General features: G+C 64.0%; 26 protein-coding genes. 19 read left to right on the plus strand and 7 right to left on the minus strand.

All coding sequences use genetic code 11. The features are described from left to right. Positions 1 to 49: 49 nt before the first annotated feature. A complete protein-coding gene (gene tolQ, locus ACYU8T_RS12025) occupies positions 50 to 769 on the minus strand; it encodes a protein TolQ (protein WP_201515347.1) in 720 nt (239 codons plus the stop codon). Continuing rightward, positions 766 to 1,236 (minus strand): tol-pal system-associated acyl-CoA thioesterase, encoded by a 471-nt coding sequence (ybgC, locus tag ACYU8T_RS12030; RefSeq protein WP_281494422.1) that lies wholly within the window; start codon positions 1,234 to 1,236, stop codon positions 766 to 768. The genes tolQ and ybgC overlap by 4 nt, the downstream gene beginning before the upstream one ends. 216 nt (positions 1,237 to 1,452) lie before the next feature. Between ybgC and ACYU8T_RS12035 the strand changes: the two genes are divergently transcribed. Beyond that, a complete protein-coding gene (locus tag ACYU8T_RS12035; RefSeq protein ID WP_097090643.1) occupies positions 1,453 to 2,331 on the plus strand; it encodes a 3-hydroxyacyl-CoA dehydrogenase NAD-binding domain-containing protein in 879 nt (292 codons plus the stop codon). A gap of 24 nt (positions 2,332 to 2,355) precedes the next feature. Here ACYU8T_RS12035 and pspF read toward each other — a convergent pair whose 3' ends face one another. Next, complete coding sequence (gene pspF / locus ACYU8T_RS12040; protein ID WP_461159572.1) at positions 2,356 to 3,357, minus strand: phage shock protein operon transcriptional activator; 1,002 nt, start codon at positions 3,355 to 3,357, stop codon at positions 2,356 to 2,358. Between the two features lie 147 nt (positions 3,358 to 3,504). Here pspF and pspA point away from each other — a divergent pair, with 147 nt between their 5' ends. The 6 genes from pspA (at position 3,505) to ACYU8T_RS12070 (ending at position 6,145) form a co-directional block, all read left to right on the plus strand. After that, a complete protein-coding gene (gene pspA / locus ACYU8T_RS12045) occupies positions 3,505 to 4,173 on the plus strand; it encodes a phage shock protein PspA (RefSeq protein WP_461159573.1) in 669 nt (222 codons plus the stop codon). Positions 4,174 to 4,202: 29 nt separating this feature from the next. Beyond that, positions 4,203 to 4,484 (plus strand): envelope stress response membrane protein PspB, encoded by a 282-nt coding sequence (gene pspB / locus ACYU8T_RS12050; RefSeq protein WP_201515344.1) that lies wholly within the window; start codon positions 4,203 to 4,205, stop codon positions 4,482 to 4,484. 1 nt (position 4,485) lies between these two features. Then, positions 4,486 to 4,866, plus strand: coding sequence for an envelope stress response membrane protein PspC (pspC, locus tag ACYU8T_RS12055; protein WP_097090646.1), 381 nt, complete (start codon positions 4,486 to 4,488; stop codon positions 4,864 to 4,866). Between the two features lie 20 nt (positions 4,867 to 4,886). Then, positions 4,887 to 5,117 (plus strand): hypothetical protein, encoded by a 231-nt coding sequence (locus ACYU8T_RS12060; RefSeq protein WP_461159574.1) that lies wholly within the window; start codon positions 4,887 to 4,889, stop codon positions 5,115 to 5,117. A gap of 50 nt (positions 5,118 to 5,167) precedes the next feature. Beyond that, entirely contained in the window at positions 5,168 to 5,581 is a 414-nt protein-coding gene (locus ACYU8T_RS12065) for a SufE family protein (protein WP_097090648.1), read from the plus strand. A 69-nt stretch (positions 5,582 to 5,650) separates the two neighbouring features. Continuing rightward, complete coding sequence (locus ACYU8T_RS12070; protein WP_461159575.1) at positions 5,651 to 6,145, plus strand: hypothetical protein; 495 nt, start codon at positions 5,651 to 5,653, stop codon at positions 6,143 to 6,145. 55 nt (positions 6,146 to 6,200) lie between these two features. Here the strand turns inward: ACYU8T_RS12070 and ggt are convergent, their stop codons facing one another. Together ggt and ACYU8T_RS12080 are read right to left on the minus strand one after the other, a co-directional pair. Continuing rightward, positions 6,201 to 7,901, minus strand: a complete 1,701-nt coding sequence (gene ggt, locus ACYU8T_RS12075; RefSeq protein ID WP_461159576.1) for a gamma-glutamyltransferase — start codon at positions 7,899 to 7,901, stop codon at positions 6,201 to 6,203. Positions 7,902 to 7,959: 58 nt separating this feature from the next. Then, positions 7,960 to 9,009: a quinone-dependent dihydroorotate dehydrogenase gene (locus tag ACYU8T_RS12080; RefSeq protein ID WP_461159577.1), complete on the minus strand. Its 1,050-nt coding sequence runs from the start codon at positions 9,007 to 9,009 to the stop codon at positions 7,960 to 7,962. A 338-nt stretch (positions 9,010 to 9,347) separates the two neighbouring features. Between ACYU8T_RS12080 and ACYU8T_RS12085 the strand changes: the two genes are divergently transcribed. The 12 genes from ACYU8T_RS12085 (at position 9,348) to ACYU8T_RS12140 (ending at position 18,154) form a co-directional block, all read left to right on the plus strand. Next, positions 9,348 to 10,292, plus strand: a complete 945-nt coding sequence (locus ACYU8T_RS12085; protein WP_380800753.1) for a helix-turn-helix domain-containing protein — start codon at positions 9,348 to 9,350, stop codon at positions 10,290 to 10,292. A 113-nt stretch (positions 10,293 to 10,405) separates the two neighbouring features. Beyond that, on the plus strand, positions 10,406 to 10,816 hold the full coding sequence (locus ACYU8T_RS12090; RefSeq protein WP_201515339.1) for an RrF2 family transcriptional regulator: 411 nt from the start codon (positions 10,406 to 10,408) through the stop codon (positions 10,814 to 10,816). Continuing rightward, entirely contained in the window at positions 10,813 to 12,297 is a 1,485-nt protein-coding gene (gene sufB / locus ACYU8T_RS12095; protein WP_461159578.1) for a Fe-S cluster assembly protein SufB, read from the plus strand. The genes ACYU8T_RS12090 and sufB overlap by 4 nt, the downstream gene beginning before the upstream one ends. Positions 12,298 to 12,395: 98 nt before the next feature. Next, positions 12,396 to 12,797 (plus strand): endonuclease domain-containing protein, encoded by a 402-nt coding sequence (locus tag ACYU8T_RS12100; RefSeq protein ID WP_461159806.1) that lies wholly within the window; start codon positions 12,396 to 12,398, stop codon positions 12,795 to 12,797. Continuing rightward, positions 12,794 to 13,249, plus strand: a complete 456-nt coding sequence (locus tag ACYU8T_RS12105) for a hypothetical protein (protein ID WP_097090653.1) — start codon at positions 12,794 to 12,796, stop codon at positions 13,247 to 13,249. Before ACYU8T_RS12100 ends, ACYU8T_RS12105 begins: the two co-directional genes overlap by 4 nt. Before the next feature lie 3 nt (positions 13,250 to 13,252). Beyond that, positions 13,253 to 13,999, plus strand: coding sequence for a Fe-S cluster assembly ATPase SufC (gene sufC / locus ACYU8T_RS12110; protein WP_097090654.1), 747 nt, complete (start codon positions 13,253 to 13,255; stop codon positions 13,997 to 13,999). 97 nt (positions 14,000 to 14,096) lie between these two features. Continuing rightward, on the plus strand, positions 14,097 to 14,849 hold the full coding sequence (locus ACYU8T_RS12115) for a SufD family Fe-S cluster assembly protein (RefSeq protein ID WP_461159579.1): 753 nt from the start codon (positions 14,097 to 14,099) through the stop codon (positions 14,847 to 14,849). Next, positions 14,846 to 16,138: an aminotransferase class V-fold PLP-dependent enzyme gene (locus tag ACYU8T_RS12120; RefSeq protein WP_461159580.1), complete on the plus strand. Its 1,293-nt coding sequence runs from the start codon at positions 14,846 to 14,848 to the stop codon at positions 16,136 to 16,138. Before ACYU8T_RS12115 ends, ACYU8T_RS12120 begins: the two co-directional genes overlap by 4 nt. Beyond that, positions 16,131 to 16,610, plus strand: coding sequence for an SUF system Fe-S cluster assembly protein (locus ACYU8T_RS12125; RefSeq protein ID WP_201515334.1), 480 nt, complete (start codon positions 16,131 to 16,133; stop codon positions 16,608 to 16,610). The genes ACYU8T_RS12120 and ACYU8T_RS12125 overlap by 8 nt, the downstream gene beginning before the upstream one ends. A 119-nt stretch (positions 16,611 to 16,729) precedes the next feature. After that, positions 16,730 to 17,092, plus strand: a complete 363-nt coding sequence (locus ACYU8T_RS12130; RefSeq protein ID WP_461159581.1) for a HesB/IscA family protein — start codon at positions 16,730 to 16,732, stop codon at positions 17,090 to 17,092. Positions 17,093 to 17,110: 18 nt separating this feature from the next. Next, on the plus strand, positions 17,111 to 17,917 hold the full coding sequence (locus tag ACYU8T_RS12135) for a Rossmann-fold NAD(P)-binding domain-containing protein (RefSeq protein WP_461159807.1): 807 nt from the start codon (positions 17,111 to 17,113) through the stop codon (positions 17,915 to 17,917). Positions 17,918 to 17,998: 81 nt separating this feature from the next. Beyond that, a complete protein-coding gene (locus tag ACYU8T_RS12140) occupies positions 17,999 to 18,154 on the plus strand; it encodes a hypothetical protein (protein WP_461159582.1) in 156 nt (51 codons plus the stop codon). Here ACYU8T_RS12140 and ACYU8T_RS12145 read toward each other — a convergent pair. Both ACYU8T_RS12145 and ACYU8T_RS12150 read right to left on the minus strand, forming a co-directional pair. Beyond that, positions 18,151 to 19,053 carry a DMT family transporter gene (locus ACYU8T_RS12145; RefSeq protein WP_461159583.1) on the minus strand — a complete coding sequence of 301 codons (903 nt, stop codon included), beginning with the start codon at positions 19,051 to 19,053 and terminating at the stop codon, positions 18,151 to 18,153. The two genes, ACYU8T_RS12140 and ACYU8T_RS12145, sit on opposite strands and share 4 nt — an antisense overlap. Next, positions 19,050 to 20,063: a threonine aldolase family protein gene (locus tag ACYU8T_RS12150; RefSeq protein ID WP_461159584.1), complete on the minus strand. Its 1,014-nt coding sequence runs from the start codon at positions 20,061 to 20,063 to the stop codon at positions 19,050 to 19,052. Before ACYU8T_RS12150 ends, ACYU8T_RS12145 begins: the two co-directional genes overlap by 4 nt. Between the last annotated feature and the right edge of the window lie 89 nt (positions 20,064 to 20,152).

The following is a 20,152-nucleotide window of genomic DNA, read 5'->3' on the forward strand; positions in this document are numbered from 1 at the left end:
CGGGTCGCTGGCATGACGAAAATGGTCTGGTTGACTTGTGCTCCCGCCATCACCGCTGCGCCTCCAGCTCCCGGCTCAGCGTCGAATAAAAGCCGTCGGCAAAGCGGGTCAGCTTGGATTCCATGCGGTTGATGCCATGGCTGAAGCGATTGTAGGCGATGACGGCCGGGATCGCCGCGAACAGGCCGATAGCGGTGGCGAACAGCGCTTCGGCGATGCCGGGCGCGACCACGGCGAGCGAACTATTCTGTTCCTTTGCGATGGCGGTGAAGGCGCGCATGATACCCCAGACGGTGCCGAACAGGCCGACGAAGGGGGCGACCGAGCCGATCGTTGCCAGGATGTTGAGCCGGTCGGACAGGCGATCGACCTCGGCCGCGATCATGCTGGACATGGACGTCGCCAGCCGGTCGCGCGTGCCGTCGCGGTCTATTACCTTTTGCGCGGTCGACCGGCGCCATTCGGTGACGCCCGCCGCCATCACCTTGGCAGCAGGAAAATCGGCCTTCCCGCGTGCTTCGTAGAAACGGTCGATATCCTCCGCTTTCCAGAAGTCGGCTTCGAAGGCGCTGCTCTGGCGGCTCGCCTTGCGCAGCGTGAAGCTGAAGCCGATGATCATCGCCCAGGTCCAGATGCTGGCGAGCAACAGCCCCAGCATCACCAGCTTCACGACGATGTCCGCCTGAAGGAACAGGGCCAGCGGCGAAATGGTCGCGGCTTGGGTGGCAGCGCCCACCGCTGCGCCAACGTCAGGCATCGAAAGGCTCATGAGTTGATGTCTTCCCCTCTCATCAAACGGCTGAAAATGTCGGTCCAGGGCTTTGGTTGCCGTGTAGGGCGACCCTGATCGTTAAGGAAGGCGACCGAGACTTCGCCGTCCGTCAGTATTTCATCGCCGCGCCTGACTCTTTGATGAATGGTGCAGGCGACAGGGCGGATTGCAGTTACGCGGCTTTCCACCATCAGATCATCGTCGAGCCGGGCCGGGCGCTTGTAATCGATGTGCAGGCTGGTCACGGCATAGACGCCGGTTCCATCTTCCTGCGCGGCGCGCTGATTGATTCCCGCGACCCGCAGCATGTCGGATCGTGCGCGTTCCATGTAGCGCAGGTAATTGGCGTGATAGACGACGCCGGACAGGTCCGTATCCTCAAAATAGACGCGCACGGGATAATGATGCACGGCGGCGATGAACCTTCCGGCCGCCGGCTCGGGCATGGGCGCTGTAACGGACATGCGCGGCCTTTTAACCATCAAGCAGGCGGCAGGCAAAGGCGGAAATGAAAGAAGCGTGCGCGTCCTGCCGGGCAGCCGGGGCAATCCATCCCACAAAGGGATCACGCTAAGCCCTGATTAACACGGCGCCTGTTGTGATGATGTTCAAAAGCGCTGGCCCCCTGCTTGCCATGGCGCTAGTGGGCGGCAAATTGATTTATGCAAGGACATTTTGGCATGACCGACATTCAGACCGTTGGCGTCATCGGCGCCGGTCAGATGGGCGCGGGGATAGCGCAGGTCAGCGCGCAGGCTGGCTATGACGTGATCCTGTGCGACGTCGATCTGGCGCGCGCGCAAAAGGGACTTCAAGGCATTTCCAAGCAGCTCGGCCGGGCCGTGGAGAAGGGCAAGCTGACCCCGGAAGAGTCCGAAGCCGCTTTCGCCCGCATCCGCCCGAGCGGCGATCTTGCCCCCCTCGCCGGTGCGCAGCTGGTGATCGAGGCGGCGACCGAGCGGGAAGAGATCAAGCGCACGATCTTTACCAATGTCGGCGCGGTGATCACGCCCGGCACGATCCTGGCGAGCAATACATCCTCCATTCCCATCACCCGGCTGGCGCAGGTGGTTCCCGATCCGGCGCTGTTCGTGGGCATCCACTTCTTCAACCCCGTGCAGGTCATGGCGCTGATCGAACTGATCCGGGGCCTTGCGACCTCGGATGAAACGGTGGCTACCGTGGAGGCCTTTGCCGCCAGCCTCGGCAAGAATGTCGTGCAGGCGTTCGACTCCCCCGGTTTCGTGGTCAACCGCATCCTGTTGCCGATGATCAATGAAGCGATCTTCGCCTTGGGCGAGGGGGTCGCGAACATTCGCGACATCGACATGGGCGTGCGGCTGGGGCTCAACCATCCCATGGGGCCCCTGACGCTGGCGGACTTTGTCGGGCTCGACACCTGCCTTGAGGTGCTGAACGTGCTGCGGTCAACCACTGGCGATTCCAAATATCGCCCCGCGCCGCTGCTGGTCAAATATGTCGAGGCCGGCTGGCTCGGGCGGAAGACCGGCAAAGGCTTTTACGACTATTCCGGGGCGGAGCCTGTGCCGACGCGCTGAGGCGGGAAGGGTGGCAAGGGGGTTTCAGTCCGCCCCCAGGCGATGCTTCCGCATGCAGTGGCGCAGCTGGTCATAGCTTAGGCCAAGCGCCTTGGCGGTGGCGCGCTGGTTGTAGCGGTGGCGCTCCAGCGCCGCTTGCACGATGGCGGCTTCATGTGCGTCCACGGCGGCGCGCAGGTCGCTGACGGGGGCGAGGCTGGGCACGGGAGCGGATTGGGGTTCCTCGCCCGCTTTTGCCGGCCGTTGCGGCTGCCAGGGTGAGGCGAAGGGATCGAAGACGATCTGCGCGACGGCGCGACTTGGCTCGTTCCAGCGGTATACGGCGCGCTCCACGACATTGCGCAACTCGCGGACATTGCCGGGCCATGCATGGGCTTCCAGCGCGTCCAGGCAGTCCGTGGAGAAGCCCGGCCATTGCGGCCATCCCAGTTCAGCCGCCATGCGCCTGCCGAAATGATCGGCAAGGACGGCCACGTCGCCATCGCGGGCGCGGAGCGGCGGGAGGGTGATGACCTCGAAGCTCAGCCGGTCCAGCAGATCGGGGCGGAAGCGGCCTGCCTCCGCCAGTCCGGGCAGGTCTTCGTTGGTGGCGGCGATGATCCGGACATCCACCGTCATCGGCCGCGACGCGCCGATGCGGGTGACTTCGCCATATTCGATGACGCGCAGCAGCCGTTCCTGCGCCGCCATGGATAGGGTCGCCAGTTCATCGAGGAACAGCGTCCCGCCATCGGCCTCCTCGAACCGGCCCGCGCGCGATCGGGTGGCGCCTGTGAATGCGCCCTGTTCATGGCCGAACAGTTCCGCTTCGATCAATGTTTCCGGCAGCGCGGCACAATTCATCACGATCAGCGGCTCGCCCCAACGGGGTGAGAGGCGGTGGAGCCGCTCGGCAACCAGTTCTTTGCCGGTGCCGCGTTCGCCGACCACCAGCACGGGGCGGTTGAGTTCGGCTGCGCGGCCTGCTTGCTCCACCGCGTCGAGGAAGGCGAGGGACTGGCCAACGAATTGCGTGTTGCGCTCCATGGCCAACATATGGTGAAAATTACAATCATTTGGCAATGATCAGATTGGCGAACATTTCGAAGCGTCGAGAAACCGGCGTTTCTCCGATTTGGCACGGCTTCTGCAGAGGAGGGGCAAGGCCGCTTGAACGGAAGGATCGCAGTTCCGATGGGTATTTTTTCTCGTACGCGCGACATCATCGCCGCCAATGTCACCGACCTGCTCGACCGGGCGGAGGACCCAGCCAAGATGATCCGCATGATCATCCTGGAAATGGAGGAGACGCTGGTCGAAGTGCGAGCGTCTGCCGCGCGGACCATCGCTGATCAGAAGGAGATGCGTCGTCATATCGGCAAGCTTCAGGGCCTGCAGGACAGCTGGACCGAAAAGGCGCAACTGGCCTTGAGCAAGGATCGCGAGGACCTGGCCAAGGCCGCGCTGGTCGAAAAGCAGAAGGCGGCGGACATGGCGGAAAAGCTTGAGGCGGAAATCGATCTGCTGGACGAGGCGCTGAAAGCGTCCGAAGAGGATATCGCCAAGCTTCAGGCCAAGCTGAGCGAGGCGCGCAACCGGCAGAACAGCCTGGCCAGCCGGATGGAAAGCGCGCAGAACCGGCTGCGGATGCGCGAAGCCTATGCCGGTGAAAAGGTGAACGAGGCCTTTGCCCGGTTCGACATGCTCGAACGGCGGGCGGACCTGGCAGAAGGGCGGGCGGATGCCTTCAACCTTGGCCAGCAGCCCAAGACACTGGAGGAGGAGATTGCCGAATTGCAATCCGCCGACAAGGTGGACGCCGAACTCGCAGCGCTCAAGGCCAGCATGAACCGGCCCGCCTGAACCCGCCAGACGAATAGGGAGTGTGACGCATGGAGGATGTGTTTCTGCCGATCATGATCTGCGGCATGCTGTTTATCGGCATGCCCTGGCTGATCCTGCACTATACGACCAAGTGGAAGCAGGCGCCCAAGATCACCGACGAGGATGAGCGGCTGCTCGATGAGCTGCACCTGCTCGCCCGGCGGCTGGAGGACCGGTTGCAGACGGTCGAGCGGATCGTCGCCGCCGACAATCCCGATTTCCGTCCGGCGCGCCCCGCGCCCGACGATAGCTATGATTTCGATCGCCCGAACCTCGACAGGAGGAACTGACATGGCTGCGCGCCGTACCAAATTCTACCTCGACAAGCAGAATGGCAAATGGATGGGCGTATGCGCAGGCATCGCCGATTATACCGGCATCGACGTGACCTGGGTGCGCGTCGGCGCAGTGTTGGTGACGCTGATGGGCGCCTTCCCCTGGTCGCTGATCGCCTATTTCGCGGTCGCCTATTTCGGTGAGAACAAGCCGCTTGGCCTCTATGCCGATCGGGACGATGAAAAATTCTGGCAGGGCGTGCGCACCAATCCGGCGCGATCCGCGCGCGACGTGCGGTCGAAGTTCCGCGACATCGACCGGCGGCTGGCGGACATCGAGACTTTCTACACCAGCCGCAACAAAAGGCTGGCGGACGAGATCGAAAGCCTGCGCTGAACGGAGCGTCGGAGGGTCATATGCAGGACATGGCTTTCACGCTGACCATGGTAATGGGAAGCCTGCTTGGGCTGCTGATCGTCGCGGGGGCGGCGCTGCGCGGATGGGACGGGTGGCTAGCGCTCAAGCGCGCGGAGCTTGGCCGTCCCGTGGAACGCGTTACGGCCATGGGAAGCACGCGGATCGAGATGGCGGACCTCAAGGAGCGCATCCGCAAGCTGGAGGCGATCGCGGCGGGCGTTGATCCATGACGTGAGGAAAAGCGGCTTTCGCGGGCCGCTTTTCTGCCTATATGCGGGCTATGACCAAAGCGCCCGCCCTTGCCGATCTTCAGGAAGAATATGAATTTCTTGATGCCGATGACCGCTATCGGCTGCTGATCGACCTTGGCCGCGCGCTGGAACCGATGCCCGATGCGCTCAAGACCGATGCGACGCTGGTGCGGGGCTGTTCGGCGGCGGTGTGGGTCTATCCCACCGTGCGCGATGATGGCCGCCTCCATTTCCTCGCGGACAGCAATGCCGCGATCACGAAGGGGATCATCGCGCTTGTCCTGCTGACGGTGCAGGACCAGCTGCCAGCGGAAATCGCGGCAGCCGAGATCGAAGGCGATCTGGCGCCCTTCGACCTCAAGAATCAGCTCAGCTCCAACCGGACACAGGGCATCCCCAACATGATCGCGCTGATCCGGCAGACGGCGGAACGCTACAGTTGACATAAGGAAACCTGCTGACGTCCCGGCGTTCTCCTTCCGTGATCGAAACGGATGATGAGGAGATGCGCGATGCGAAGCCTGTGGATGCTGGCGGCTATCGGCATGCTGGCGGGCTGCTCCGGCGGTGAGAAAGAAGGGCCGACGCAGCGCGAGCAGATCGGTCAGCAATGGAAATATGAAGGCGGGCAGGCGGGCAAGCCCAAGGTCGCTTATATCGGCAGCGCCAACAGCGTGCAGACCATGACGGCGCAAGACACTTTCTCGGTGCTGCTGGTCCAGCCGATGGCGGAAGGCGGCGCGCAGGTGACGGTGAAGCTGGTGGGCGCGCCCTTCAGCTGCGACCTGTCCGACTGCCGCGTGACCGCCGTGACCGACGACGGCAAGAGCCATGAATGGCGCGGGCGGATGACGGAGAATAAGGACGGCTTAGAGGTGCTGCCCGCAGCCAAGGCGGATCAGGCGATCAAGGGGACCAAGCTGCTGAAGGTCAATCTGGTGATCGGCCCCAAGGACAAGAGCTTTCCGTTTGAGTTCAACGTCGCGGGGCTGGATTTGAAGGGGTGATGTTTCCGTCCACAACCCGTGGGGGGGAGCGGGCTGTTCACTGAGCGGGGGAAGGCTATTCCTGGAGCGACACGCCGGGGCTTCTGGGGTCAGCCGCGCCCTGCCACCGCCCGTCAGTTCCGCGTTCCGCCGCATTCGCCTTGAGGCCAAGCGGTGCGATCGTGACCGTGTGGCCCCAGGCCTCCAGCGGCGCCTTCAATGCCTCCAGCGCCGTCCCCTTCTCCAGCACAAGGCCTTTGGCGTCGAAGAACTCCAGCCCTAGCGCGATCGAGTCCTGTGCTGACAGGCCCCAGTCGAAATGCGCGATGATCGCCTTTGTCACCTGCATGATGATCGTCCGCCCGCCAGCCGCGCCGATTGTGAAGACAGGCGTTCCCTTGCCGTCATAAACGATGGTGGGGGACATGGAGGACAGGGGCCGCTTGCCCGGTTCCACCCGGTTGGCGACCGGCGCGCCATTTTTCTCGGGCGTGAAGCTGAAGTCGGTCAGTTCATTGTTGAGGATGACCCCGTTGGCGATCAACTGACTGCCGAAGAAGCTTTCGATGGTGGACGTCCAGGCGGCGATGTCGCCGTCGCGGTCGATGGCGACGAAATGGCTGGTGCCGCTTTCCGGTTGCGGCGCGGCGGCGGTGCGGGCTTCAGCGCCGGGCGGCGTGCCGGGGCGATAGTCGTTGAGCGACCGGCCAAGCGCAATGAGCGCCGACCGCTTCCTGAGATAATCGGGATCGATCAGCCCGGCGATCGGCACGGACACATATTCCGGATCGCCGAGCCACTTGTCCCGATCGGCATAAGCAAGGCGCATGGCTTCACCGATGACATGCCAGGAACGCGGATCATCCTTGCCCCATTGATTGAGCGGAAAGCGTTCGACCATGCCCAATATCTGCAGCACGGTGATGCCGCCCGCAGAGGCCGGCCCCATGCCGCAAATGCTGTAGCCGCGATAAGGGCCGCAAACCGGCTTGCGCGCCTTCACCTGATAGGCGCCAATGTCGGCCTCCGTCATCGGCACGGGATTTTTGGGGGCGCTGGTGACAGTGGCGGCGATCGCCCGCGCGGTCTCCCCCTTGTAGAAGGCGTCAGGCCCTTCTGTCGCGATGCGCCGGAAGAGGGCGGCAAGCGGAGGGTTCCTGAGCGTCGTGCCGATCGGGGCAGGGGCGCCATCCACCCAGAAGAACTTCTGTATTTCCGGGAAATCGGCCCAGATCGGCGCCACGGCCTTCATCGCGGTGTCGAGACGCTGGCGCACTTCGAACCCTTCTTCGGCAAGGCGGATTGCGGGTGCGAACAGGCTTGCCCAGGGGAGCTTGCCCCATTTACGATGCGCTTCCCAGGCGAGCCGCACATTCCCCGGCACGCCCACCGAATAGCCGCCGGGCCAGGCGGAGCGGAAATCGAGCGGCTGGCCATCCGCCCCGATGAAGCGATCCGGCCGCGCCGCCGCAGGCGCGGTTTCGCGCCCGTCGATCGATTCAAGCACTCCCGTCTCGCCATCATGATGCACCAGGAAGCCGCCGCCGCCGACGCCGCTATTGTGCGGTTCGACGACATTGAGCGCGAGCATCATGGCGATCGCGGCATCCGTCGCGCTGCCGCCCTGCCAAAGGATTTCCTGCCCCGCCGCCGCGGCGCGCGGATCGGCAGCCGAAACCGTCGCATTGAGCGAAACGGGTTCGCGCGCCACGGCCGGCGCAGTGTAGAAGAAAACAAAGGCAAAGGGGGCCAGCAGGCCAGCGAGGCGAGGCGTCATCCCCCGCACACTATCGTCCAGCCGGTCCGCCGCAAGCCCCTGAGATCAAAGGTCAAGATCAGCTGTCGATGCCGATGGCCTGGCTGATATGCGTGAAGCCGTCCCGCGCCATCAGCTTTTTCAGTCCCACATTGATGCGTTTGGCGAGAAAGGGCCCTTCATAGACGAGCGCGCTGTACAGCTGGATCAGGCTCGCCCCCGCGCGGAGCCGGGCATAGGCCTGTTCCGCATTGCCGATGCCGCCAACGCCGATCAGGGGCAGGCGATTACCCAATATCCGCCGAAAATCCCTGATCCGCTGAAGCGACAGGTCGTTGAGAGGCGCACCCGACAATCCGCCGCTTTCCCCCGCATGGGCGGAGCGGAGCGGCGGGCGCGAAATGGTGGTGTTGGACACGATCAGCGCATCGACTTGATGGTCAAGGCAGGCGGCGGCGATATCCTCGACATCGGCTGGCTCAAGGTCGGGGGCGACCTTCAGGAAAATGGGGGTGCGGTCCGCGCCGCGCGCCGCCATTACGGCCCCCAGCAGCTGGTCCAGCGCCGCCCTGTCCTGCAACGCGCGCAGGCCCGGCGTGTTGGGCGACGAAATGTTGACCGTGAGATAGTCGGCGAGCGGCGCCATGCAGGTGACGCCGGTCACATAGTCCGCGATGCGATCGGCCGCGTCCTTGTTCGCGCCGATATTGATGCCGATCACCGGCGCTGCACCTTGACCGGCCGGACGGCGGCGCTTTGCCACCCGCTCGGCCGCAGCAGCGAGGCCGCCATTGTTGAAGCCCATGCGGTTGATGACGGCGCGATCCTCCACCAACCGGAACAGGCGCGGCTGGGGATTGCCCGGCTGCGGCATGGGGGTCAGCGTCCCGAGCTCCGCAAAGCCGAAGCCCAGCGCATGCATCTTGTGCGCGACCAGCCCTTCCTTGTCATAGCCCGCCGCCAGCCCGACTGGGTTGGGGAAGCTGATACCTGCCACGGTATGGGTCAGGGCAGCGTCGGGCGCTGGGGGAGCGGCGAATGGCATCATGCGCAGCAGCGCGACAGACAGATGATGCGCGCGCTCTGCATCAAGCGCGAAAAAGAGCGGGCGAACGAGGCGGTAGGACATGGGCGCGCTATGCCATCGCCGATCTTCCCCGTCGAGTCGCTGTGACAATGGCGCAACAGTTGGCCGAGAAGGACAAATTAGCCGCCAAATCATTCATATTGGTGGCATTTTTGCGCGCTTAATGTCCGATTCATCCAATCAAGCCGATCCGATTCGGATTTATGACCGTGCTGCGACCCGAAGGCTCTTGGCCATATGGCTAACGAGACCTTTTACTGGCCCGGCGTGTAAAAGCGCCGGGTCATTTTTTTCGAATCGGTTCGGAAAAAACCTTCGTTGCCTCAGTATCTCTCTTGCGCAGCAGCAAAGAAGCTTCATAGTGCAGCTGTGGGGTGATTATGGGGCCGCATCGCGACAGCGCATCCGGGGGGATGCCACAGAGAGTGGAAAAGGGTGGCGATCCGTCGCTTTCCTATACTGTGGAAGCGGCGCAGGGGCCGGTCAAACTCCGCTATTTCGCTCCGCCTGACCCGCTGCATGCCTATTTCGGCTCCGTCTACATCTTTACCGAAAGCGCCGACCGCTATCTTGACGTGACGCGTGCGGATGTTCCGCAATTGCGCTTCATGGTCGCGGGGGCGGGCGATTATCATTTCCATGACGGGACGGTGGCCGCGACTCCGGAAATCTGCCTGCTCGGCCCCACTTTGGGAGCGACGCGGTTCGAGCTGAACGGCCCCGCCTGCGTCGTCGGCATCTCACTCCTGCCCGCAGGCTGGGTCAGCCTGGGCGGAGGCGATGCCAGCCTGCTCGCGGACCGGCTGCGTGACATGAGCGCGGAGAAAAACGGCGCCATGGCCGCGCTGCTGACCCGGCTTAAGGGCATGCACGATCCCGAAGCGATTGCCGCCTGCTGCTGGTCGGTGCTGGCGCAATGGGTTAGGCCTTTGCCGGAAACGAGCTGGCGGCTGCTGGAAGCCGTGGACAACTGGCTGATGGGGGAAGGATCGCCCCGGATCGAAGCGCTGGTGGAGCAAACCGGATTGTCTCCGCGCCAGCTCGCCCGGATGACCAACCGCTATTATGGTTGCCCGCCCAAGCTGCTGGCGCGCAAATACCGGGCGCTGCGGTGCAGTGCGCGTATCGCGCTCGACCAACATAGCTGGCAGGAATTGTGCGAGGATGGCCGCTTCTACGACCAGTCGCATTTCATCCGGGAGATCAAGCATTTCATCGGCTTGACCCCGCATCAGTTGCAGACCGAGCCGACGGCGGTCGCCCAGCTTACCCTGTTGCGCCGCTCGCTGGGCGGGGACGTGGCCGTGCTGAACCGTTTCAGTTGAGGCGGCTGCCACTTTAGAAATGGCTTGATTCCGCGTGCCCGCGCGACCACATGCGCAATCGGATTGATTCGATCCGATTTGAGAATGGTTCGCAACCGGGACGCTTGGCCAGGATGAGGCTTTCGAGTTTCGCAGATTATGCCGTGGTGCTGATGTCGGCCGCCGCCCGCCATTGCGGTGGCGCTAAGATGAATGCGACCACGCTTGCCAGCGAAACGGGCATTCCTCTGCCGACAGCGCAGAAGCTGGTGAGCCGCTTGTCGGCTGCGGGGCTGCTCGAATCGAGTCGCGGGACCGGCGGCGGGGTTCGGCTGGCGCGGCCTGCGGCGGCCATCACGCTGGTGGATGTCGTGGAGGCGGTGGAAGGGCCCATTGCCATGACCGCTTGCGCCGAACAGGGCGCGCACGACTGCACGCTGGAACAGGGTTGCCGCGTACGCCCGCACATGAATGTCGCGAACAATGCGATCCGGTCGGCACTGGCCGGGGTGACGATCGCCAGTTTGACACGAGAAATGGCATGACCGAAGAGACGACCACTATTCGCAACCTGGAAGCGCATGAGGCCGCGGAGCGCGCCTCGGCCTACGAACATGGCTGGTCATCCGCCATCGAGCAGGACTTCGCGCCCAAGGGGCTGAATGAGGACACGGTCCGCTTCATTTCCGCCAAGAAGAAGGAGCCGGAATGGCTGCTCGACTGGCGGCTGAAGGCCTTTGCCATGTGGCAGAAGATGGAAGCGCCCGACTGGGCCAAGCTCAACATCCCGCCGATCGACTATCAGGACGCCTATTATTACGCCGAGCCGAAGAAGAAGGCGGAGCTGGACTCGCTCGACGAACTCGATCCCGAGATTCGCGCGACCTATGAGAAGCTCGGCATCCCCATTGCCGAGCAGGAAGTGCTGGCGGGCGTCAAGAGCAGCCGCAAGGTCGCGGTGGATGCGGTGTTCGACAGCGTTTCCGTCGCCACCACCTTCCGCAAGGAGCTGGAGGAAGCGGGCGTCATCTTCCGCTCGATCAGCGAGGCGGTGCGCGAATATCCCGAGCTGATAAAGAAGTGGCTGGGCAAGGTCGTGCCGATGCATGACAATTATTTTGCCACACTGAACTGCGCTGTCTTTTCCGACGGCACCTTCGTCTACATCCCCAAGGGCGTGCGCTGCCCGATGGAGCTGTCCACCTATTTCCGCATCAATGCTGAGAATACGGGTCAGTTCGAACGCACGCTGATCGTCGCGGACGAGGGCAGCTATGTGAGCTATCTCGAAGGCTGCACCGCGCCGATGCGCGACGAGAACCAGCTGCACGCGGCGGTCGTGGAACTGGTCGCGCTGGATGATGCGGAGATCAAGTACAGCACCGTCCAGAACTGGTATCCCGGCGATGAGCAGGGCAAGGGCGGCATCTATAATTTCGTCACCAAGCGGGCGCTGTGCCAGGGCAAGAACAGCAAGGTCAGCTGGACGCAGGTCGAGACCGGCTCCGCCATCACCTGGAAATATCCCAGCTGCGTGCTGAACGGCGAGAACAGCGTAGGCGAATTCTACTCGGTGGCGCTCACCAACAATCTGCAGCAGGCCGATACCGGCACGAAGATGATCCACAATGGCAAGGGCAGCCGCTCGACCATCGTGTCCAAGGGGATCAGCGCCGGGCGTTCGAACAACACCTATCGCGGGCTGGTGCGCGTAGCGCCGGGCGCGGAGGGCGTGCGCAACTTCACCCAGTGCGACAGCCTGCTGCTCGGCGACAAATGCGGCGCACATACCGTGCCTTATATAGAGGTGCGCAACCCGAGCGCGCAGATCGAGCATGAAGCGACGACCAGCAAGATCAGCGATGATCAGCTGTTCTACGCGATGCAGCGCGGGCTGGATCAGGAGGCGGCGGTCGGCCTGATCGTCAACGGCTTCGCCCGCGAGGTGCTGCAACAGCTGCCGATGGAGTTCGCAGTGGAGGCGCAGAAGCTGTTGGGGATTTCGCTGGAGGGTTCGGTCGGTTGAGGGATTTGACGCCTCTCGACCAAGCGAAGCGCTCAAACTCCCCTCCCCTTCAGGGGAGGGGCCGGGGGTGGGGGCTATCCTCTGGACGCCTCGCTGAACTGGCAGGCTTCGCCCGCGAAATGCGCTGCGATCCAACGGAGCCAGAGAAGCGCCTGTGGACGAAACTCAACCGCTCGCAACTCGGCGGTTACAAATTCCGTCGCCAATCCGTGATCGGCCCGTACATCGCTGACTTTCTCTGCGCGCAAAAGGCGCTGATCGTCGAGGTTGACGGCGATACGCATGCGGCGGGATCCGACGATCGGCGCGACGCCGTGCTGAGCGAGATGGGCTACCGAATCATCCGCATCGCCAATCAGGAGGTGATGCACAATATCGATGGGGTTTGTGCCGCGATCTTCGGCGCACTGGAACAGGCGCCGGATCGTTGGGCTAGCCCCCACCCCAACCCCTCCCCTGAAGGGGAGGGGCTTTCCCTTGTTGAGGACCAAGACCTTTGAGCGACGAAGACGATATTCAGGATGCCCTGGCCGATTTCGCGGAGGATGTCGGCAATGGCCAGTCATGGACGGCCGCGATCCGCATCCTGACCGAAGACTATGAGCTGGAAGACGGCGAGCTGGAAGCGCGCGCGCGCAAGGATTTCGGCGATCTCGACGCCTATGAGGCCGAATGCCGTGCGGCTCTGGAGAAGGGCGACGTCGCCTTCACCGAAAAGCTGAAAAGCGACAAGGCTTTCCACAAGGCGAAGGCGCCGAACCTCGCCCGCATGGGGCCGGTGACGGAGTTCGTGACCGGGCTGCTGGAAAAGGGTTCGCCTGAACCCGGCGCCGACTGGTGGCCCTATATGCCGATCAAGCGCCATATCGACACGCTGTTCCCCGCGCCGGGCGACGTGCGGGACATGGCCTTCTGGACCGCGCGGACGCTCCAGCGCGCGCACAAGGGATAACGCATGCTGACGATCGAAAATCTGGCCAACGAGATCGACGGCAAGGCGATCCTGAAAGGTCTGTCGCTCTCCATCAATGCGGGCGAGGTCCATGCGATCATGGGGCCGAACGGCGCGGGCAAGTCGACGCTGGCCTATACGCTGGGCGGGCGTCCGGGCTATGAAGTGACCGGCGGCGCTGCCTCGTTGGACGGTGTGAACTTGTTCAGCATGGAGCCGCATGAGCGTGCCGCAGCAGGCCTGTTCCTCGGTTTCCAATACCCCGTCGAGATTCCCGGCGTGTCCAACCTGCAATTCCTGCGCGAGAGCCTGAATTCTCAGCGCAAGGCGCGCGGGCAGGAGCCGCTGTCGGGTGGCGAGTTCATCAAGCTCGCCAAGGAAAAGGCAGGCCTGCTGGGTCTCGACATGGAGATGCTGAAGCGCCCGGTGAATGTCGGCTTTTCCGGCGGCGAGAAGAAGCGCGCCGAAATGGTGCAGATGGGCATTCTCGATCCGAAAATGGCGATCCTGGACGAAACCGACTCCGGCCTGGACATCGACGCGCTCAAGATCGTGGGGGCGGGGATCAATGCGATCATGCGCAAGCCGGACAAGGCGGTGCTGCTCATCACCCACTATCAGCGGCTGCTCGACTATGTGAAGCCGGACTATGTCCATGTGCTGGCTGGCGGCCGGATAGTGAAGTCCGGCGGCCCCGAACTCGCGCTGGAACTGGAGCGCGAGGGCTATGCGGAGGTGGTCGCTGCATGAGCGCCGCAGGCACTTCCCTTTCTCTCCGTGTCTCCGCCTCTCCGCGTGAAATGATTGTGCTCACGCGGAGGCGCGGAGGCGCGGAGGAGGTTCGGTCATGACCGCGCTCGCCCTGCCCACGCGCAAGCAAGAGGAATGGCGCTATAGCGATCTGGAGGCGGTAGCCTCCATTTGGCCGACGCCTGCGCCGACGCGGATCGACGTCGCGGCCGGAGAAACGTCCCGCCACCATCTGTTGCAGGACGCCAGCGATGGCGCAGCGGCGGTGCATGACTATGTCATCACGATCGCGGACGGAGCGCGGTGCGACTTTCATGTGCTGAACATCGGCGGCAAGCTCGGCCGCGTGACCTTTAAGGTGACGCTGGGCAAGGGGAGCCACTTCGAACTCAACGGCGCGATCATCGGCGGCGGGGATCAGGTGCTGGAAATCATCACCTCGGTCACCCATGCCGAGCCGGACGCGACCAGCGGACAGACGATCCGTTCCATCCTGGGCCAGCGGGCGACGGGCAGCTATCTCGGGTCGATCAATGTCGCGCGCGATGCGCAGCGCACGGATGCCTTTCAGTCGGTGAAGGTCATGTTGCTCGATCGCACTGCCACGGCCAATGCCAAGCCGGAACTGGAAATCTACGCCGACGATGTGAAATGCGCCCATGGCGCAACCGTGGGTGAACTGGACCGTCAGGCGCTGTTCTACATGGCGTCGCGGGGGATGGACCCGGCGACTGCCAAGACGCTGCTGTTGAAGGCCTTCGTTGCTGGCGTGTTCGACGATGTGGCTGATGAGGCAGTCAAGGACAGGCTGGAGGCGGCTGCGCTGGCCAAGCTGGAAGATTTGGTATGAGTGGTGATCCGTCCTCCGTTCGCCCTGAGCCTGATGAGGGGCTTCAACTCTCTTCAAAGACAGGAGAAGGCTTCGACAGGCTCAGCCCGAACGGTTTGCTGAAATTAAGGGACGATTTCCCCGGCGTCGGCAGCTGGCACTATCTCGACAGCGCCGCCACCGCGCAAAAGCCCACCGCTGTCATCGACGCGATTGCCCGCGCCTACGGCCCCGACTATGCGACCGTCCATCGCGGCGTTTATGAACGCTCCGCCAACATGACGCTCGCCTATGAAGCGGCGCGGCGCAAGGTCGCGCAATTCATCGGCGCGGCTTCCGATAGCGAGATCGTCTATGTCCGCGGCGCGACCGAGGGGATCAACCTGGTCGCGCATAGCTGGGCAGACACGCAGTTGAAGGCGGGCGACCGCATCCTACTGTCGATGTTGGAGCATCACAGCAACATCGTCCCCTGGCAGATCGTCGCCGAACGTGTCGGCGCGGCGATCGATGTCGTGCCGCTCACGGCGGATGGCAGGATCGACCTCGAAGCCATGGCCGCGATGATCACGCCTGCGCACAAGCTGGTCGCGCTAGCCCATGTGTCGAATGTGCTGGGCAGCGTGCTTGATGTGCGCCGCGCAGCAGACATCTCCCACAGCGTGGGCGCGAAGATATTGATCGACGGATGCCAGGCGGTGCCGCGCCTTGCCGTCGATGTGCAGGCGCTCGATTGCGACTTCTATGTCTTTTCCGCGCACAAGCTCTACGGCCCGACCGGGATCGGCGTGCTGTGGGGCCGCAAGGAACTGCTGGACGCCATGCCGCCCTATCAGGGTGGCGGGTCGATGATCGACAAGGTGACGTTCGAGAAAACCACCTACGCGCCCGCGCCGACCCGGTTCGAAGCGGGGACGCCGCATATCACCGGCGTCGTCGGCCTGTCCGCCGCGATCGATTATGTGCAGGCGATCGGCCTCGACGCGATCCATGCGCATGAATGCGCGCTGGTCGGCAAGGCGCGGGCCGCGTTGGAGAGCATCAACAGCGTGCGGGTTTTCGGGCCGGAGGACAGTGCGGGTATCCTCTCCTTTGAAGTCGAGGGGGTGCATCCGCACGATGTCGGCACCATATTGGACGAAACGGGTGTCGCGATCCGCGCCGGGCATCATTGCGCGCAGCCGCTGATGCGGCATCTGGGCGTCGAAGCGACGGCGCGGGCCAGTTTCGGCATCTATAGCGACGAGGGCGATGTCGATGCCCTGGTCAAGGGCATAGAGCGAGTGAGGAAGATCTTCGTCAATGACTGAGGTAAATTCCGGGGAACGCCAGATCCGGGTGGAAGAGGTGGAGGCGGTTGACGCCCCGCCCAAGGCGCGCGTGGAGGAGACGGCGGCTGAGGCAGCTCCGCGCCAGCGCGACTATCTGGACGGCTTCCTGAACGCCAAGCCCAGCGAAGCGCCGAAGGGCGAGCCGGGCGGCGACCTGTATGAAGCGATCATCGACGCGCTCAAAGAGATATATGACCCGGAAATTCCGGTGAATATCTATGATCTCGGCCTCGTCTATGGCGTCGATGTGACGGAAGACGGCCATGCGGTCGTGACCATGACGCTGACGACGCCGCATTGCCCGGTCGCTGAATCGATGCCCGGCGAAGTCGAACTACGCGTCGGTGCCGTACCGGGCGTGGGGGACGCGCAGGTGAATCTCGTCTGGGACCCGCCATGGGACCCGCAGAAAATGAGCGACGAGGCGAAACTGGAACTGGGGATGCTCTAACCATTTCTCCTCCCGCAAGCGGGAGGGGACCAAGGGGTGGGCGCGAGCGGAGCGAGCTTTGCGCGGCACGAACCCACCCCCGACCCCTCCCGCCTGCGGGAGGGGAGAAGAGGAACAAAATGACCGAGACGACCACCAAGACCCGCGCGCGCCCTGCCGCTGTCATCCTGACGCCGAGTGCGGAACAGCGCATCGCCGACCTGATGCGTCAGGCTCCTGAAGGGGCGATCGGCGTCAAGCTGTCCACGCCGCGCCGCGGTTGCTCTGGCCTCGCTTATTCGGTCGACTATGTGACCGAGGAAGCGAAGTCCGACGAGAAGATCGAAACGCCCGGCGGCGTCTTCTATATCGACGGCGCGTCGGTGCTCTATCTCGTCGGATCGACGATGGATTGGGTGGAGGATGACTTCACCGCCGGGTTCGTCTTCAACAACCCCAATGCCAAGGGCAGCTGCGGCTGCGGCGAAAGCTTTACCGTCTAGTTCGGGAGGGTCGCTGCCATCCCTCATATGCTGATCCTCGGCATGGGTTACACCGCGTCCCGGCTGGCCGCTCGCCTGCGCGGAGAGGGGTGGGAGGTTACCGGGGTCCGCCGCGCCGCCGATGCCGAGGCGATCGCCTTCGATGACGGCGATGCCGTGCGCGCCAGCATCGCCAAGGCGACGCACATCCTTTCCTCCGTGCCGCCTGAGGGCGGGGCGGACCCGGTCCTGGCCCGTTACGGCACGGCGATCGCCGCCGCCCCGGCGCTATGGAGCGGCTATCTTTCCGCGACCGGCGTTTATGGCGATGCTGCGGGGGCGTGGGTGGACGAAGCCAGCCCCATCGGCTCCGGCCGCCGTGCCGCCCGGGTGCAGGCAGACAGCGACTGGCGCGCGCTGCGTGACGACATGCGCTGTTTCCGCCTTCCCGGCATTTACGGCCCGGGCAGGTCGGCGATCGAGCGGGTGCGCGATGGCAAGGCGCACCGCATCGACCTGCCCGATCAGATTTTCAGCCGCGCTCATGTGGATGATATCGTCAGCGGCATTATCGCGTCCTTCGATGGACCGCCCGGCATCTATAATCTTTCCGACGATCTGCCCTGCGCTCAGAACCGTCTGATCGAGGCGGCCTGCGCCATGCTCGGCGCGCCGCTGCCGCCGCTATTATCGTTGGAGGAGGCGCAACTGTCGCCCATGGCGCTGTCCTTCTATGCGGAGAACAGGCGTGTGGCGAACGGCCGGGCCAAGCGGCTTCTCGGCTGGGCACCGCGCTACCCCACCTATCGCGAAGGCCTGGCCGCCTGCCTTGCCGCGGCGGAATGACTCAGGCTGCCGCATCACTTACGCCCTGTTAACCAAAGCGCCCCATGGATGGTCCCACAGCTTTTGCAGGGACTTGTCGCCATGGAACGGATCGACCGCAACTTCGCCGCGCTCAGCCAGCGCATGAGCCGCTTGGCGATGCCCGAAGCCGCGACCCCCGCGCCCCAGTCACTCGCCAGCCTGATCGATCGGGTGAATGCGGCAAAACGCCATTATGAGCCGGGACTGCGCCGCTAGGCCGTTTTCGCCCGCAGCGCGATCACCATGCCCGCCACGGCCAGCACCGCGCCTGCCGCACTTAGCGTCGACCAGCGATAATCCTCGAAAACCGTGGAAATCAGCATGGCGATCACGGGAATAAGCACGCTGCTATAGGCTGCTCGTCCCGGCCCCACCCGCTGGATAAGCTCGAAATAGAGTGGGAAGGTCACCACCGACCCCGCAATGCCCAGCCACGCGATGCCGAACAGATAGCCCGCGCGCCACTCGATCACAGGCGGCCCGACGGTCGCCCATGCATAGGTCGCGTCGACGGCGCTGCCGATCAGCATGCCCCAGGTGAGCACAGCCGCCATCGGCAGGCGGCGGGCGATCTGCATCCCCTGCATGACGTTCGCGCTGGACGCGCTGAGCAGGCCAGCGACGCTGAGCGCGATGCCGACCAGAACTGCCTCGGCGGACACCGGCGCAGCGCGATATTCGCGCAGCAGCAGCAACATGATGCCCGCGATCGCCACCAGCGAACCCAGGATGAAGGAGCGGCTGACCGGCTGGCGAAACGCGATCCAGGCGAGGATACTATTGGGGATCAGCAGCAGCGCGTAGACGGTCGCGACGACGCCGGAGGTCAGATAATGTTCTGCCCGATAGACGAAGTTGAAGTTGAGCACGAACTGCGCGACACCGAGCGCGCCTGCAAAGGCGATACCGGCTGGCGGCAATCGCAACGGCACACGGCGGATCATCGCGAATAGCGCCATGCCAGCCGCTCCGAGCAGGAACCGGTAGCAGACCGACCAGCTCGGCGGCACCGCGCCCAGCTGATCGCGGATGACGATCCAGGTCGAACTCCAGATCAGCGTGACCAGCAGGAAAGGCAGGATGACGCCGCCCTTCGCCTCCGACGATCCGCTCATGCAAGCGACCTGAGTGCGTCGGCGAGCGGCTGGACCGCGCCCGCTTCCTGCGCCCAATTGGTGACGAGGCGCGCCGCCCCCTCTCCCCAGTCGTAAAAGTCGAAGCCCTGCCCGCGCAGACTTGCCGCTTCGGCAGAAGAGAGGCGGATGAACAGCTCGTTAGCCTCGACGGGATGAAGCAGCCGATCCGGGACGGCCTGCGCCAACGCGGCGGCTGCGGCATTGGCGGCCCGCGCATTGCGCAGCCAGAGGTCATCCTCCAGCATCGCCAATATCTGCGCGGCAAGATAGCGCCCCTTGGACAGCAGGTGTCCACCGCGCTTGCGCCAGCGCGCCGCTTCGGACGCGCGCGCATCCGCTTGGCTGCCGAAGAAGAGCAGCGCCTCACCCACCATGCCGCCATTCTTGACGCAACCAAAGGTCAGGACATCAACCCCGGCGCGCCAGCTGATATCGCCGGGATGACAACCCAGATGCGCGACAGCATTGGCGAAGCGCGCCCCGTCCATGTGCAGGCCGAAGCGGTGATCCCGCGCCACCTCGCCAATCGCCGCAACCTCCTCCGACGTATAGACGCGGCCATATTCGCTGGCCTGGGTGATGCTGATCGCGCGGGCCGGGATCTGGTGCACGTCCGGGCGGATCGCCTTCAGCCGCTCGATCAACGTTTCGGGGGAGAGCTTCGCGCCATCACCGGGCAAGCTCATCAGGCTTGCGCCATGGGTGTAGAAGCCGGGCGCTCCACATTCGTCCACCACGATATGCGATTCTTCATGGGCCAGGATGCCGCCATAGGGCGGGCACAGGCACGCAAGGCCGATGCTGTTCGCCGCGGTGCCGGTCGCGACCCACAGCGCGCGAACCGGGGTGCCGAACAGGTCGGAAAATGCGCCGTCCAGCCGTGCGCTCCACGCGTCGCCATCATAGCCATGGTCCGCGACATCAGCCGCAGCCATCGCCGCCATCACTTGCGGGCAGACCGGTGTCGCATTGTCCGAGAAAAAGTGCATGGCTGCGGCATAAGCGCGCCGCCGCCCTGCGCCAAGATGCCAGCAGGCAGCGAGCGGCCCTTTCGAAAGTGCAACAAATTGGTCAGTAT

The sequence above is a fragment of the Sphingobium sp. TomMM35A genome (assembly GCF_054771735.1).

What these genes read in the sequence shown, in the direction of transcription:
- ACYU8T_RS12085 (WP_380800753.1), top strand. Translation starts at nt 9,348, where the DNA reads ATGGGGCCGCATCGCGACAGCGCATCCGGGGGGATGCCACAGAGAGTG.
- pspB (WP_201515344.1), top strand. Translation starts at nt 4,203, where the DNA reads ATGGAGGATGTGTTTCTGCCGATCATGATCTGCGGCATGCTGTTTATC.
- sufB (WP_461159578.1), top strand. Translation starts at nt 10,813, where the DNA reads ATGACCGAAGAGACGACCACTATTCGCAACCTGGAAGCGCATGAGGCC.
- ACYU8T_RS12080 (WP_461159577.1), bottom strand. Translation starts at nt 9,009, where the DNA reads ATGTCCTACCGCCTCGTTCGCCCGCTCTTTTTCGCGCTTGATGCAGAG.
- ACYU8T_RS12125 (WP_201515334.1), top strand. Translation starts at nt 16,131, where the DNA reads ATGACTGAGGTAAATTCCGGGGAACGCCAGATCCGGGTGGAAGAGGTG.
- pspF (WP_461159572.1), bottom strand. Translation starts at nt 3,357, where the DNA reads ATGGAGCGCAACACGCAATTCGTTGGCCAGTCCCTCGCCTTCCTCGAC.
- ACYU8T_RS12035 (WP_097090643.1), top strand. Translation starts at nt 1,453, where the DNA reads ATGACCGACATTCAGACCGTTGGCGTCATCGGCGCCGGTCAGATGGGC.
- ACYU8T_RS12150 (WP_461159584.1), bottom strand. Translation starts at nt 20,063, where the DNA reads ATGCACTTTTTCTCGGACAATGCGACACCGGTCTGCCCGCAAGTGATG.
- pspA (WP_461159573.1), top strand. Translation starts at nt 3,505, where the DNA reads ATGGGTATTTTTTCTCGTACGCGCGACATCATCGCCGCCAATGTCACC.
- ACYU8T_RS12090 (WP_201515339.1), top strand. Translation starts at nt 10,406, where the DNA reads ATGAGGCTTTCGAGTTTCGCAGATTATGCCGTGGTGCTGATGTCGGCC.
- ACYU8T_RS12145 (WP_461159583.1), bottom strand. Translation starts at nt 19,053, where the DNA reads ATGAGCGGATCGTCGGAGGCGAAGGGCGGCGTCATCCTGCCTTTCCTG.
- ACYU8T_RS12120 (WP_461159580.1), top strand. Translation starts at nt 14,846, where the DNA reads ATGAGTGGTGATCCGTCCTCCGTTCGCCCTGAGCCTGATGAGGGGCTT.
- ACYU8T_RS12065 (WP_097090648.1), top strand. Translation starts at nt 5,168, where the DNA reads ATGACCAAAGCGCCCGCCCTTGCCGATCTTCAGGAAGAATATGAATTT.
- ACYU8T_RS12115 (WP_461159579.1), top strand. Translation starts at nt 14,097, where the DNA reads ATGACCGCGCTCGCCCTGCCCACGCGCAAGCAAGAGGAATGGCGCTAT.
- ACYU8T_RS12140 (WP_461159582.1), top strand. Translation starts at nt 17,999, where the DNA reads ATGGAACGGATCGACCGCAACTTCGCCGCGCTCAGCCAGCGCATGAGC.
- ggt (WP_461159576.1), bottom strand. Translation starts at nt 7,901, where the DNA reads ATGACGCCTCGCCTCGCTGGCCTGCTGGCCCCCTTTGCCTTTGTTTTC.
- tolQ (WP_201515347.1), bottom strand. Translation starts at nt 769, where the DNA reads ATGAGCCTTTCGATGCCTGACGTTGGCGCAGCGGTGGGCGCTGCCACC.
- sufC (WP_097090654.1), top strand. Translation starts at nt 13,253, where the DNA reads ATGCTGACGATCGAAAATCTGGCCAACGAGATCGACGGCAAGGCGATC.
- ACYU8T_RS12070 (WP_461159575.1), top strand. Translation starts at nt 5,651, where the DNA reads ATGCGAAGCCTGTGGATGCTGGCGGCTATCGGCATGCTGGCGGGCTGC.
- ybgC (WP_281494422.1), bottom strand. Translation starts at nt 1,236, where the DNA reads ATGTCCGTTACAGCGCCCATGCCCGAGCCGGCGGCCGGAAGGTTCATC.
- ACYU8T_RS12060 (WP_461159574.1), top strand. Translation starts at nt 4,887, where the DNA reads ATGCAGGACATGGCTTTCACGCTGACCATGGTAATGGGAAGCCTGCTT.
- pspC (WP_097090646.1), top strand. Translation starts at nt 4,486, where the DNA reads ATGGCTGCGCGCCGTACCAAATTCTACCTCGACAAGCAGAATGGCAAA.
- ACYU8T_RS12130 (WP_461159581.1), top strand. Translation starts at nt 16,730, where the DNA reads ATGACCGAGACGACCACCAAGACCCGCGCGCGCCCTGCCGCTGTCATC.